The sequence below is a fragment of the Bacillus sp. EAC genome (assembly GCF_002156875.1).
Classification (GTDB): domain Bacteria; phylum Bacillota; class Bacilli; order Bacillales; family Bacillaceae_G; genus Gottfriedia.
Map to the genome: position 1 here is coordinate 1 of NZ_NCSY01000020.1, position 13129 is coordinate 13129.

The following is a 13129-nucleotide window of genomic DNA, read 5'->3' on the forward strand; positions in this document are numbered from 1 at the left end:
CAGTATAAAAGTATCTCCCTCATTTACACTTAAAATAGTGCTCAATGGTATATAAATCTTCAATATCTAAGTGTTTATATAGATCATTCAGAGGACAACTACCCGCAACAAAAGTAAATTCATTTGTTTCAACAAGTTTTTTCATAAGATCATAACTTTTAAAGTAATCTTTCTTGTGAAAATCCTTATAAATATGGTCACAAATTATACATTTTTCCTTTAACATATTTTCAAACTACCTCAACTCATTTATTTAATATAAGATAATTCTATCATTTTTTTTAAAACTAAACTGCCAGTTAGTGCAATAAAAAAATCGACTAAACAGTCGATCAGGTTGTTCAACTAACGCGCCAGTTAGTTCAATAAGATTTGAATTTAATACTCAACAACATTGAGCCATTGACCATCGGGACCTATTGTTACATGAGGAATTTTATTAACTTCAAATATATTGAATATGTCATCTTTCTTTTTGTTTATTTTACTTAAAAGTTCTGATGCATCAGTCTCTGAAAAAACAAGATAATTTATTGTAATAGAACGTAGATAAAATTGGTAAATAAATTTCTTTTGACTATCTTTTACATATCCTAAGTGACCTTTTTCTCTTGTAAAAACTCCTGATAGAGATAATTTATTAATTTCAATAAAGTTACTTGATAGTGCTTCTAAAAGTTCATGTTCGTATTCAGGAATTATCGTATAAATATAACAATCTTGTTTGTAAATGCTATTGAATATGTTAATAAACTCATGTTCATCTACTTCTTCATCGAGTAATATTTCACGAACATTTGGAAAGTTTTCCATTTCAAAATCACTCCTTTTTATGATTATACAATTTGCTTGATCTATCTTGCCATATAGCAAAATAGAGGATGATCGAATACGATCATCCTCTATTTGTTGTTGAACTAAAGCGCCAGTTAGTTGATTAAGATTGATATATTAAGACTCCTAAAAAGCCCATTCCCTTGAAGTACATTAACATACTTCAAGGGAATGACTCACCTATCTACAGTGTTCTTCAATGCTGACCACAAACCTCTCCAGTAGGACCATGCCTGAAGGTAAGCCCCTAGATCATGTGGATGGTAGTAAATACAACAAGCAATACGCCTGTACATAGTCAATAGTACCTCCCTATGCAAACCTGTTGCATCAGCCGGATGCCAGTCCTTTAGAATTGCCACAGCCGGCTGGATCGTATCCAGATTCAAATCGTCAGGTGTTGAACAGAAAGCATAGACCAAATCATAGATCAACTCATCCTTCGCCAGAATTGGATCAATAACTCCGGTCAAACGCCCCTCATCAAACAGAAAGTTGTGTAAGCCGAAATCACCATGTAATAGATAGGATTTTCTCCCATTTTTAATCTCTACTGCCTGCCTACTCAGTTCAACCACAAACTGGAAGTCCTCCTCTTTGAGATGCTTACCAATGATATCGCGTGCCCATTCAAAATCACTGATAGAACAAGATAGTCTTGCAGAGGGCTCTGTTGCTGAACCCTCAGGTACTTGCACATAGTGATTCAACACATCCTCCACTAGCGTACACATCCAGTCCTTTTTTTCACCTGCCGTTCATCGGTCACACCTGGTATATAGCGATAAATCATAAACCGGTCAGACGGATCGACATAATGAAGCGTCGGAAACAACGCAATGTTTTCATATGTCTTTAGAAATGTCACCTCTGCATGGATATTATCAGGCTTGTTCATTTTCACCACAAAGTGCGGCAACTTGTGTCCATTATATATGATGGACACAAGTGTACTCACTGTTCCCCCTGTTAAAGGTGTATACTCAAATGGAACAGGAACCAGTTCTTTGGAGCGTATCTCCGCTAAAATCTCTTTTATTGTAATATTCATGCAAACAATCCTTTCATCTCTTATTTCACTGAAAACTATTGCAAGTAGAATACAACTAGCGTCAGCATAAAACAGACAAACACCAAGATTATGTTTTATGATGCGGAATTTTTAATTTTATTTTTACCCAACGGCCAAACTCATTTAGTTTATCTTACTTTTATAATACTATCCTGCCAAATACTAAAACAGGAGTCGATTATTATCGACTCCCTAATTTGTTCAACTAATGCGCCAGTTAGTTGTACAACATTATCTATATATTTCAATAATTTGTGGTTCATTGAATGAAATTACATCTACAATATGATTTAAACAAGCAATTTGATAATGTGTATAAGTTTCCTCATAAAAAATATCTTTTGCAATAGTTCCTATATTAATAAAATCTATATATCTTGATTTCTTAAAAATTCGAAATGAATTACCCTCGAAAATTTCATAATCATCTAAAACAGTAAATGACTCATTTATAACTGAGTATGAAACATAGGAATCAAAATTCAATTGAATTAACGGTAGTTTTTCGTCAATCTCAATGGAGTGGACATCGCTTATAATTTTGTCATCAACCACTAAATCTTCACTATTCTCATTAACTTTACATCTATTAATTGAAATTCTTAAGGAATTTATATCTGGTTCTTCGATTTTATCAAGGTAGTGATAACCTTTTTTATTAAATAAATCAGCATATTTCATATTCATAGCTAATTATACTCCTGTCTTAAAAGTTCGAAGGAAAAAATGTCATCGAATAATAGACTAACCTCAAAATTATTTAAACTAAATTATGTTATTCAATTAATAAAAGTTCATATTTTTCAAATCCAATTTCAAAATTTATCATTTCAGAAACAAAGTTTAGAAATGATAGTTTTTTTGAATTTAAAATCATTGCTTTTTTCTCAAAACTTTTTAATCTACTACTTATTGAATCTGTACATATTAATTCAAGCTTCTCAATACTTCCGAGATCATCGTTTGGATTTGTTAGTAAATTTATACTGTTTATCATTCTTAAATACTGCACACCTTTAAAAACAATTGATATATTTTCAAAGCTTTCTTCGATACTTTCCTCGATATTTTTCTTTTTTGCTTTTGGATGTTCATATGTAATTTTTGCATCAATGTGAAGTGTTAATGAACAAGTAATTGGATCAACATCAAGACCTAACAAATAACTATGTTCGAATAAATACCATTGCAAATCCATACATTACCTCCTTTAGTCAGATTTGAACTATTGCGCCACTTGTTGAATAAGATACTTATATTTTAAAAATTTTAGATGGAATAAATATTATTCAAAAAGGATAAAAGTGTCTTCTAATCCAACCATTTCTTTTAAAGTTTTTCCTAATACATAGTGTTCAGGTATTTCTTTTTTTAAAACACATAAAAGAGCACCTGCTTTATGTCCAGAATAGCCTACAAACTGATAATACTCTCGATTATCATATATTTCTGTCAAAATGTACTCATAGAAATCGTCTTCCTTGTTCTCATATGCTCCTATATTGTATAGACGAATTCGCGTACCTCTCCACAATTTCTTCGAGTGTTTAATATTCGCTAATGGAATCGATCTTTCTATACCCATTTAATCACCTCTTAATTACAACGAAAGATCATTTTAATTAAATATAACATATAGTTTTTTAAATTCCTTATTGAACTTAACTGCCAAATACATAAATAAAAACGCAGCCAATGGCTGCTTTTCATTTTCAACTAACGCGCCAGTTAGTTGAAGAAGATATTTATAAGTTTTATTAGTTTTTTGATAAATCAATGAATATACCGAACATTTCAAATGCTGAATATTCAATTTTATTTCCTTTTTCATCAAGAAAAGTCACATCGTATTGTCTGTAAATTAGAACATCCCTTATACCTCTTGATTTAAAAATTAAAGGTCCATCTGGTCCATACCAACCTAAAGTGTGACCAGTATCATGATAATCTAATTGTTTCTCTCTTCTTAAAAACTCCTCAAAAAACTGCCAGGACATTTTATTAATAAAATACGTGCTAATTATCATATAAAAAATCATGAATATAAATATTACTTTAATTTTTTTCTTAGTTGAATTATTCATTTTAGTACCCTCTTGTCAATTTTGTTTGGCAGTAATTATCCTAATTATTATAACATTTCTTATTTCTACACTGTTATTTAATAAAATAAAAAAATTGACTAAAGAGTCGATCGTGTTCTACAACTAACGGGCCGGTTGTAGAAGGTTTTACTTTTTCCTATTAACAACTAAGTAGATGCCAATCCCGATCACAATTAAAAGTAATATCATTATTACAGGTGATAAACCTCCACCTTTGCTGAGGCAACTGTAATGGAATCTCCTATTTGATGTATTGCATAAACTAATACCCCAGTAAGAATTTCTTGTACAACTAACGCGCCAGTTAGTTGAATAGCACGTTTCACTTCGTCTATCTTTTTAGTAGATTAACGGCAGCTTTCTTCATTTAAAAGGTTTTAATTAAATAACAACTTCAATTACCCTTAAAATTAACTACTACCAACTATATCTTTGTTGTTTTTCGCCACATTGTTTTAAATGGTTGAATATAAAAAGGCTCTGAAATAGAACTCCAGAGCCTTTATTGAGTTTGAGAATAGTTTAAGATTTTGATTTAATAAAAATTTTCCCATTAACAAAAAACAATTCATAATTAATTCCCAAGATATATATATTGTTACTTTTTATTTTTCTAAGATATGCTAAGTAATTTTCAAGTTTTTCATCATCTATTTCATTGAAAGTTTCAATGTGTTGTAATGTACACTCGTCCAAATTATTGATAAAACATAGAACATCTATTTTTTTATTTTCAACAAAGATATGTCCAATTGTGATTGAATCCGTTGGTTCAAAGGGATCCTCTCCATGAAAAGGAATTACTAAGTTTCCATCATAATCATCAATTGTTTCCTTATTAAAATCAAAAATCCAAATGGGATATTCTGAGAAATCTTTTGTAGTTAAATCTACCAATTTTATTGAATTTCCGATGATTTCAGCTTTTAAGGAGTGTTCATTCTTTAATTTATATTCAAGATTAAGTACATTAAAATTCAAACTCTCGCTGAAAAGAGGATAAAGAAAAACTAATATTTTTTCTTTATCATTCGTTTCTAATCTCAGTGTAAAGCTAGGAACAACATCCCAGTAACTTAACTTGATTAATCCCTCACTAATCATTAAACTTTTAGAGTCTTTTTATTTTCTACCTTAACTATTAAATCAGTTTGAGTATCGTTTAAATAAACAATTTTATGATTTTCTTCACTGAAATCACTAACCATTTCATCATAAATTTTATATGTGATGAAATCATTAACTTTTAAGACATCATCATAAGGTACCATCACTCGATTTTATATTTACTGCTTTCTCCTGATGCATATAATAAATTATCCTTCTGTACATAAGACACTTTTGTTAGCCTACTTTCAATATTCCTATAGGTTATCGAAGATGGCGATCTTTTGAACATTAAATTTCCTGCCCTTCATTTAATGCAACTCGTGATGTTAAACTAACGCTATCGTTAGTGAAATTAGGTTTACTTTTTGAAATCAATTTCATAATGATTATCTAAACAATATAAAGGTATATAAATTAACGCTTAATGGAATTAAAATTAAATGAGCCATAAATATCATCCAAGTATATTTATTATTCTTTTCGAACGAAAAAATTCGAAAAATGAGATTTAAAATAACTGAACCTAAAATACTTATTATTAATAAGTAAGCAATATAAATCATATTTAAAGTTGAAGTTGGCGTCGAAGGATCATCACCTGCGAACCCAAACCAACAGGTATAAAGGTTGACTTAAAGGAAAAACAACCAAAAAAGATAGTATGTAAAGTATTGTACTTATTTTTAATTTCATATAAATAAACTACTCCTAATTATAAATAAACCATTCTATTTATTATAACAGTTTTACATTATTGATTTTTTCGAATTGAACTATATTGCCATTTACTTCAATAAAAAAAGCCACAACAGTGGCTCAGAATCTTGTTCAACTAACGCGCCAGTTAGTTGAATAAGAAGAATTTTTAATAATCACCTTTATAATCCATTTGTTTATCAATTTCTAAAAAGTCTAAGTCTCTTATTTCATTCATGCGCAATAAGACAGTTCTGAGAACTGGCATTATGTAAACGAAAAAGCAGCCTCGCGCATGACTGCTTTTTTATTCTTTTATCAATTGTTTAGTGATAAACTATATACTTTTCTGTGAAATTAATTTTTTGGCTTGGAAGTTACCCACTGATTTATATCATTTAACACATAAAAGGGGACGTGCTTGGGTTGCATATAGTCTTGAACAGTCTTGGTCTCTCCTGCTATTGTATATCCGTGATTAAGGTCTGGATACAGATTAAACGTTGCATTTGTATTATTTTGCAACGCTAACCGCCATTTTTCTAGGTGAGAACTAGGAACTTGAAAATCTGCTCCTCCTTGCATGACAAGCAAGTGTATATTATTTAGGCTGCTTGCAACTGAACTTGGCCTATAATCTTTTACACTATACCACCAATAGGCATTTGGATGTAAAACGAATTGCTCCGGTGGGTGCCTTGGATCAAAATCTGGTTGGGTAAGCAATCGTAACTGATTTCGGTAAAATGCCATTTCTTCCTCCGATATCATTCCTCCTGAATCTTCTTCAAAATAGGACTCGATCTCTGTAGTTGAAGGGTTAGGAGAAGAAAGAATGATTCCACCTGCAAAACTACCAGGGGGGGCCTTACTTATAATTTGCGGAACCATCAAACCTCCTCTACTGTGTCCTGCAACAAATATACTATTTTTATCAATAAATGACATGGATTTTAGAAGTTGCAAAGTTGCTAAAGCATCCTCTACAAATTCTTCTTGCACTGAGTATGTTCGATAAGTATGTATATAATGTTCACGTGTCTTTTTCTCGTATCGAAGAACGGCTATCCCTTGACTGGCTAAACCTAGGGCTATATCTTTAAATGGTTTTAAGGCGAACATAGAGGAATCTCTATCTAATTCTCCATCTCCATGGACAAGTATAACAACAGGGAAGGGACCTTTTCCTTTTGGGATTGTAAGTGTTCCAGGTACAGCATTATTTTCGCTTCCAATCGTCACTTCCTTTTCAACATAGGTATCAGGATTTACATAACTAGGTAACTTGTATTTTTGTTTAGAATATTGGAAATTAACATAAAAATCATCAATTTTTCCTTTCTTATCGAATTTCACTTCTATCGGTATAATAGACTCTTGATTTTGAATTGTTAAAGTGACTGTACAATGCACGTTATTACGAGACAAATTTGATTGTACGAGTTGGTAAGAAGATAGTTTTTTCATGGATGAAATGATGAAATCGGGAATATCTTTTTCAGTGAATGTATGGTTTGTATATTGAAAGGCTTTTTCTAATTTCCCCATCTGTAATAGATGTACAAACTTCTTGGCATTCTCCTTCAAGAGTTTGTGGTTTACGGTAGCTACTTCTCCATTCTTAAGAGTAGGCGCAGCGTATGTTCTGTCAATAGTCCAAGGTACTATTGACAGCATTACGGTCATAGCAGTTGTAACACGTAATAATGTCTTCATGTTCTTTCATTCCTCCTTATACATTGTTCAATTGAACTGTAGTGTTTGTCGTACTGTTTCATATGTAATTTTAAAAGAATATATTTAAAGAAGACATCTATTTGTATTACAAATCAAGCTTGTAATCTAACAAAATTGTCACTTTATATAAAAGATGAGAATTATCGATTCTGCAACGCGCTATATATTTTAAAAAATTCTTCAAATATCTTTATCTGATATTTCCTTGTGAACTTTAGCTATTCTATTAAGCCATAAAAATATAAGCTTTAGCATTTTAGTGATCCAAGTAGCTTGTAAGGAAGAATTTGATTTAGATTATAAAAATATGGTATAAAGTTTCAGAAAGAATATTTGAGCATCTTAGTAACGGAGTAAAAACCACAGAAACCAAAGAGTCTAATACTCCTATAAAAAAAGCCGCATAAGCGACTTGTGATTTTGTTTAACTAACGCGCCAGTTAGTTCAATAAGAAAATTCAAGATTCATAATCATTAATTAAAGGTGTAAGTGATTCAATTGTCGATTTTACCTCATCCACAATATCATTAAGTTCAATAAGTAATTCTTCGTTTTGTTTCCAATAATTCTTATCAACTCGTAACAATTGTACAAGTAACTCACCTTTGAAAAAGTCTCCTTCAGCAAATGGATTAGACCCAAGTGCATCAAGTGCTATTGGAACAAGTAAATTTAAACTCATTTTTTGTCCGATCATTAATCGTAAATCTTCAATAGTAAAATCCTTCAATTTCTTTGTTCTTAATTTTTGACAGTTTAATATTACACTTGATTTAAAATCTGACTCTTCAAATGATATGTTCTCTAATTCATCTAATGTCTTATTTAAATCAAAATTGATCATATAATCACCTCAATTTATTCGTATTACTCATTCATTTTATTGAACTAACGCTCTCGTTAGTTGAACAAGCTAAAAAATAGATTAAATCTAGTTGGAGGCTATTTTTCTTTCTTCCTTTGGGCAATAACATAGTAAATCAACCCTATGAAAACAAAAAGACAAAATACAGCAGATAAGAAATCCTTTGAATTGTAATTAAGTATCATTAGTACAATCATCATAATTAGTGAAAATAAAAGAGAAAAATTCATCAAAATAAATCCTTTCAATATCTAAATGTACTGACTGTTATAAGAAAATTAAACTGCCGAGGTAACTCGATCAATCTTCAACTAATGCTCTCGTTAGTTGAATTGACCTAAATATTATCTTTTGATTTCATATAAGAAGCTGGAGAGAGTTCTTCACTCTCTATTACGATTGCAGTTAAACCTTTATCTGTTATTGTTTCGTGCCACTCATCTTTCTTCCAAAAAACTGCATCACCTGATTTAACAATATATCTTTCATCTGTTTCACCACGTACCCAACCCTCACCCTTAAGTATTAATAGTAGTTGTGGTGTGACAGCTTGGTGATAACCAATGCAACCATTGGCTTCTAAATGCATACACCCAATATGAACAGGTTTGTCTGTATTGATAATTCGACTCATAACAAAATCGGAATCAAACTTCCTAATATTTCTTCCAACGCCTTTATCAAATCGATAAAATTCCATCTAATCACCCCAATTATTTTGATTCGATTTTATATTATTCAACAAATTTTATTCCTCACCTTTAAATATCCTTATTTTACTAAACAGCCAGTTAGTACAATAAAAAAAGCCGCAATTAAGCAGCTTATGTTAATCAACTAACGCGCCAGTTAGTTGTATAAGGAATTGTCTGTTATTGCTTATTTAACCAATTCATACATTTCTTTTAATGCTTTAATAACCGCATCTGGACGATCAATATGAATCGCATGTCCAGCATCTTCAACTATGATATGCTTACTATTTGTGGACAATTTTACAAGTTCTTCTTGAAATTTAGTCCAGTAAGTCCATGAATCTGATGTATGATGAGGTTGTGCACCGCCAGTAACGACGAGAAGTGGTATATTACCAAGTGGTTTAGACGCACGAACTTGTTCAAGACTTTCTTCAAATTCATTTAATGAAGCTTCAAATCTAAATTGACCATAATATTCTTCTTTAACTGTATCTGAAAATAAAGGAGCCATAAATTTATTCTGATTCTCATGAACAGAGTCCAAAAGAATTACTCCAGCAACTTCTTCAGGATATTCACTAGCAAATAACCTAACATTTGCTCCTCCAAACGAATGTCCAACCAATACATATGGTGGTTTCACTCCTGCTTTTTGAAGTAAAATACGAAGGTTTGCAACATTTTGCTTACTATGACGGGGTCTATCATCTATTCCACTTTCCCCAATTCCTGCTCTATCATAAATAAACATCTTCGCAAACTTTGATACTTCATTTCTAATTGAATTCCAATTATTTAAGTCCCAACCATATCCAGAGTCAAATACCATAGTTACATTTGCATTTTTTTCTCCAAAAAGCTCATAATTTAGCTCGATACCACCAATATCCATTTTTTGGTTTATTTCATTTTTCCTTACATCGTTCATGCTTTAGTTCCTCCAAAAATCTAATAATGCTTAAAGTGATAGAATTTCATCTTTATATATCCATATTCTCTCTTATATTAATGATTTCCTTGTTAACTCATTGGCTAATAAAAATAGAGGATGATCGAGTGATCATCCTCTATTTGTTGTACAACTATTGCGCCAGTTAGTTATATAGGAAATATTTATACTGTCCTTTTCTTGAAAAAGAAAAAGAGCAGCCGAAGCATTTCAATGCTCTACAAAAGGTTCACTTTTATTTAGTGCAATAAATTGAACAGATTATATTATTTTTTTCCAAGTTGATCAAATAGATAAATACAGCACTTCCTAACAAAATACCCGCAAAAAGGTTAGTATCCTTACCTAATGATTCAAATCCAAATATAGTTGCAAATAAATTAAAAGCAAAAATCAAGATAGCAATGAAAACACAAAGTCTATATCCTTTATGCCGCTTGGTTGCTTTTTCATCCTTAATATTCATTCGAATTCTCCTATAATATTTATTTCATTTTCTTTATTTCTCCAAGGTATCGTGATAGGAATTAACTTTGGTTTTGTCTAAGGAATTTATTTATTTTTTTCTAAATCACTAATTCTTTGTTCTAACTCTTTAATTTTAGTAAATCGATTTTTACTAATGTTTTTGATTAACATAATAAAACTAAAAATTGCTAATCCAATAATAACTAATACAAAAAATGATGGTATAATACTGTTCATTTAATCCTCCAATGCTAATTTAAATCTGATAAAAGTTTCCCGTTAACTTTATATCTAAATTAGGATAAACCTATTCTAACAGAAATTTAATTCTTAATGTTTATACAATACTTATTAAACTATATTGTCAGTTGCTTCAATAAAAAAATGAGTTGCCTTTGCAACTCATGATTTTCAACTAACGCGTCAGTTAGTTATATATTTTCTTTTCTTTTTTTACTCTATCTTTAATAAAATTCCAAACTGACTTTATTAGTAAACTGAAAAGTGAATTAGGAGCTGATCACTCAGCTCCATAGTTTTGTACAATTAATTCGCGTTAGCCATCCATCAACCAGAGGATTCACAACAGTGAATGGAAGTTTTAAATAGTTCTTCCATGGTAGTAAAAAAAAGATTTTACTTAACTGAAGTTTTTGGGATATACCCTTTTATACTGCCAATCTGTACATATAAGTAATTATGTTTAACCCCGTAATCACTGCTTAATATTTTAATTTTTTTATTTCGAGTAACACTTAATACAGGTTTCCCCTTCCCATCTGGAAGTGAACGGATAGATGAAAGTATTTTAATAGATGCCATTTTATTAACAGCTTTCGTTCTTGGAACAATTAAAATAATTTTTTCGGTTGAAGCATTTTTATCTTGATCATATGCTCTTAATTTAAATTCATTAATCTGGCCAACAAGCATTTTACCTTTATATGAGTAACTATTTTTTCCTTTCACAACTTCAACTGTTTTACCACCAGGCAGTGAGATTATCGTTTTTATATAATCTAAGTCAGTTGGTGGATTGAAAGAAACTGTTATAACCCCATTTTTTTCTTTAACACTTTCATTTGAAAGATTTCCAGGGGGTCTTCTAGGGTGGTCAACCCATACTATATTCCCTTTGGACACATTTCCATTATGGTCAACGGTTTGGACATAGAATGTGTACAGATTATAATATCTTGGATTATTGAAATCATGATAAATATATTGATTATCTTTAACAAACACCTTCTGATTAGTATAAGGTAAAGTAATATAAGCACCATAATAATCGTCTATATTCGGAATAAGCCAAGTTACATGAATAACATCGTTGATGTCATATATATATCCATTAGCATAGTGTAAAAATTCTAAATCAAACATAGCCTTTAAATTCATCACTTCAGGTGGAGCATTATGGTCTGAAGTTGTCGTATTTGTTGACTTTACACATTCTTCAATAGGCACTGAATTTCCTGAACCATCGTGTGAACAGAAGGTATAAGTGTAAGAAGTCCCCTCTATTAAATTGTTAATTCTAATTGCATCATTACCTTTTTTAAGATCTACTATTTTACCATTTGGAAAATGGACATATACACCTTCAAAATCTTCTTCATAAGGTTCATCCCAATTTAGTTCTATAAATGAATTACCAATTTTTTTAGAATCCCATAACCTAATATTTCCAGGTGCTGTTACATCTTTTTCCACATAAATATTAATAGATGTTTTTTCAACAGAACCAACTGGATAAACAGTGTATGTATATGTCATATCATCTTCCACATTTTCATCAACATAAAAATGATTTGATTCTGTTGATGTTAATACTACACCGTTACGTTCAACTACATATTGACTAACGTCAGGATTCCTATCCCATTCTATTGCGATTTTATGGTCTTTTTCTTTTGCTACAAGGCCAGTTACTATACCTAATTGATTGATTTCTTCAGCTGCTACATTTTTTCCGTTAAAAACAATGATACTAGCAAGTATGAATAGTAGTATTATCTTAAGTTGTTTCACAATCATTCCCCCTGATATCACTATATCATTTAGTATTGGTATCTATCTATTACTATATTTAGAATGGAAATTATATCTACTTATCTTTACTAGAATTCTAACCGTTTGATTTAACTTTACAAAATCCCATAAGTTTATTGGATAAAAAATTCATTACTAGTTGTAATAAATAATACCTATAGCTACTTACTTTAAGAAGGATTTCTTTTCCTTTTATGAAACTAATGTAAATAAAACCTCTCCTGCCAATTAATGCAATAAAAAAAGCCACAATAGTGGCTCAGTATCATGTAGAACTAACGCGCCAGTTAGTTCTACAAGGAATTTTAATTTACTTAGCAATTATTTAACTTTCCAGCCATCTTTCGAATGGATTTGAAATGGTTTGTATACTTTTGAGATAAATTTAATCGTTTTTCCATCCATTTCGTAAGTAGTAACTTTGTACTTTATCTTAGCTAAATCGTATTCAGGATGACTATCCATTAAAAAATTAAAGTGTTCTATCTCGGTTATTCCATCAAAAAGTTCTCTAACCAACCACTGTGTTTTCCACCATCCTC

At 30.7% G+C, this 13129-nt stretch carries 18 protein-coding genes; all 18 read right to left on the bottom strand.

The window, feature by feature from the left end; all coding sequences use genetic code 11:
• Positions 1-378 precede the first annotated feature (378 nt).
• Positions 379-813, bottom strand: coding sequence for a hypothetical protein (locus B7R65_RS20500; RefSeq protein ID WP_088044670.1), 435 nt, complete (start codon positions 811-813; stop codon positions 379-381).
• A 197-nt stretch (positions 814-1010) separates the two neighbouring features.
• The gene (locus B7R65_RS20505; protein ID WP_179194945.1) at positions 1011-1544 is read right to left on the bottom strand and encodes a phosphotransferase; all 534 of its coding nucleotides are present in this window, start codon (positions 1542-1544) and stop codon (positions 1011-1013) included.
• Between the two features lie 11 nt (positions 1545-1555).
• Positions 1556-1885 (bottom strand): hypothetical protein, encoded by a 330-nt coding sequence (locus tag B7R65_RS20510; RefSeq protein WP_088044672.1) that lies wholly within the window; start codon positions 1883-1885, stop codon positions 1556-1558.
• A 252-nt stretch (positions 1886-2137) separates the two neighbouring features.
• A complete protein-coding gene (locus B7R65_RS20515; RefSeq protein WP_088044683.1) occupies positions 2138-2587 on the bottom strand; it encodes a hypothetical protein in 450 nt (149 codons plus the stop codon).
• 94 nt (positions 2588-2681) lie between these two features.
• Complete coding sequence (locus B7R65_RS20520) at positions 2682-3104, bottom strand: hypothetical protein (RefSeq protein WP_088044673.1); 423 nt, start codon at positions 3102-3104, stop codon at positions 2682-2684.
• Between the two features lie 87 nt (positions 3105-3191).
• Positions 3192-3491, bottom strand: a complete 300-nt coding sequence (locus tag B7R65_RS20525; protein WP_088044674.1) for a hypothetical protein — start codon at positions 3489-3491, stop codon at positions 3192-3194.
• A gap of 172 nt (positions 3492-3663) precedes the next feature.
• Positions 3664-3990, bottom strand: coding sequence for a hypothetical protein (locus tag B7R65_RS20530; RefSeq protein WP_088044675.1), 327 nt, complete (start codon positions 3988-3990; stop codon positions 3664-3666).
• Between the two features lie 212 nt (positions 3991-4202).
• Complete coding sequence (locus B7R65_RS21865) at positions 4203-4337, bottom strand: hypothetical protein (protein ID WP_256941427.1); 135 nt, start codon at positions 4335-4337, stop codon at positions 4203-4205.
• A gap of 196 nt (positions 4338-4533) precedes the next feature.
• Positions 4534-5115, bottom strand: a complete 582-nt coding sequence (locus B7R65_RS20535; protein WP_088044676.1) for a hypothetical protein — start codon at positions 5113-5115, stop codon at positions 4534-4536.
• Positions 5115-5282, bottom strand: coding sequence for a hypothetical protein (locus tag B7R65_RS21595; RefSeq protein ID WP_218780461.1), 168 nt, complete (start codon positions 5280-5282; stop codon positions 5115-5117). Before B7R65_RS21595 ends, B7R65_RS20535 begins: the two co-directional genes overlap by 1 nt.
• 892 nt (positions 5283-6174) lie before the next feature.
• Positions 6175-7533: an alpha/beta hydrolase family protein gene (locus tag B7R65_RS20540; protein WP_088044677.1), complete on the bottom strand. Its 1359-nt coding sequence runs from the start codon at positions 7531-7533 to the stop codon at positions 6175-6177.
• 479 nt (positions 7534-8012) lie between these two features.
• A complete protein-coding gene (locus tag B7R65_RS20545; RefSeq protein ID WP_088044678.1) occupies positions 8013-8399 on the bottom strand; it encodes a contact-dependent growth inhibition system immunity protein in 387 nt (128 codons plus the stop codon).
• A 358-nt stretch (positions 8400-8757) separates the two neighbouring features.
• Positions 8758-9120: a cupin domain-containing protein gene (locus tag B7R65_RS20550; protein ID WP_088044679.1), complete on the bottom strand. Its 363-nt coding sequence runs from the start codon at positions 9118-9120 to the stop codon at positions 8758-8760.
• A gap of 179 nt (positions 9121-9299) precedes the next feature.
• On the bottom strand, positions 9300-10046 hold the full coding sequence (locus B7R65_RS20555) for an alpha/beta fold hydrolase (RefSeq protein WP_088044680.1): 747 nt from the start codon (positions 10044-10046) through the stop codon (positions 9300-9302).
• Between the two features lie 256 nt (positions 10047-10302).
• A complete protein-coding gene (locus B7R65_RS20560; protein WP_088044681.1) occupies positions 10303-10533 on the bottom strand; it encodes a hypothetical protein in 231 nt (76 codons plus the stop codon).
• A gap of 86 nt (positions 10534-10619) precedes the next feature.
• Positions 10620-10772 carry a hypothetical protein gene (locus B7R65_RS21465; RefSeq protein WP_179194946.1) on the bottom strand — a complete coding sequence of 51 codons (153 nt, stop codon included), beginning with the start codon at positions 10770-10772 and terminating at the stop codon, positions 10620-10622.
• 399 nt (positions 10773-11171) lie between these two features.
• Positions 11172-12566, bottom strand: coding sequence for a fibronectin type III domain-containing protein (locus B7R65_RS20565; protein ID WP_088044682.1), 1395 nt, complete (start codon positions 12564-12566; stop codon positions 11172-11174).
• Between the two features lie 342 nt (positions 12567-12908).
• Positions 12909-13129, bottom strand: a 221-nt coding sequence (locus tag B7R65_RS20570) for a DUF2963 domain-containing protein (RefSeq protein WP_218780462.1), incomplete at its 5' end; no start/stop codon positions are given.

Coding starts and splice junctions, on each gene's coding strand:
- B7R65_RS20540 (WP_088044677.1), bottom strand. CDS start 7,533: ATGAAGACATTATTACGTGTTACAACTGCTATGACCGTAATGCTGTCA.
- B7R65_RS20515 (WP_088044683.1), bottom strand. CDS start 2,587: ATGAAATATGCTGATTTATTTAATAAAAAAGGTTATCACTACCTTGAT.
- B7R65_RS21595 (WP_218780461.1), bottom strand. CDS start 5,282: ATGGTACCTTATGATGATGTCTTAAAAGTTAATGATTTCATCACATAT.
- B7R65_RS20545 (WP_088044678.1), bottom strand. CDS start 8,399: ATGATCAATTTTGATTTAAATAAGACATTAGATGAATTAGAGAACATA.
- B7R65_RS21465 (WP_179194946.1), bottom strand. CDS start 10,772: ATGAACAGTATTATACCATCATTTTTTGTATTAGTTATTATTGGATTA.
- B7R65_RS20520 (WP_088044673.1), bottom strand. CDS start 3,104: ATGGATTTGCAATGGTATTTATTCGAACATAGTTATTTGTTAGGTCTT.
- B7R65_RS20560 (WP_088044681.1), bottom strand. CDS start 10,533: ATGAATATTAAGGATGAAAAAGCAACCAAGCGGCATAAAGGATATAGA.
- B7R65_RS20535 (WP_088044676.1), bottom strand. CDS start 5,115: ATGATTAGTGAGGGATTAATCAAGTTAAGTTACTGGGATGTTGTTCCT.
- B7R65_RS20500 (WP_088044670.1), bottom strand. CDS start 813: ATGGAAAACTTTCCAAATGTTCGTGAAATATTACTCGATGAAGAAGTA.
- B7R65_RS20550 (WP_088044679.1), bottom strand. CDS start 9,120: ATGGAATTTTATCGATTTGATAAAGGCGTTGGAAGAAATATTAGGAAG.
- B7R65_RS20510 (WP_088044672.1), bottom strand. CDS start 1,885: ATGAATATTACAATAAAAGAGATTTTAGCGGAGATACGCTCCAAAGAA.
- B7R65_RS20555 (WP_088044680.1), bottom strand. CDS start 10,046: ATGAACGATGTAAGGAAAAATGAAATAAACCAAAAAATGGATATTGGT.
- B7R65_RS20525 (WP_088044674.1), bottom strand. CDS start 3,491: ATGGGTATAGAAAGATCGATTCCATTAGCGAATATTAAACACTCGAAG.
- B7R65_RS20530 (WP_088044675.1), bottom strand. CDS start 3,990: ATGAATAATTCAACTAAGAAAAAAATTAAAGTAATATTTATATTCATG.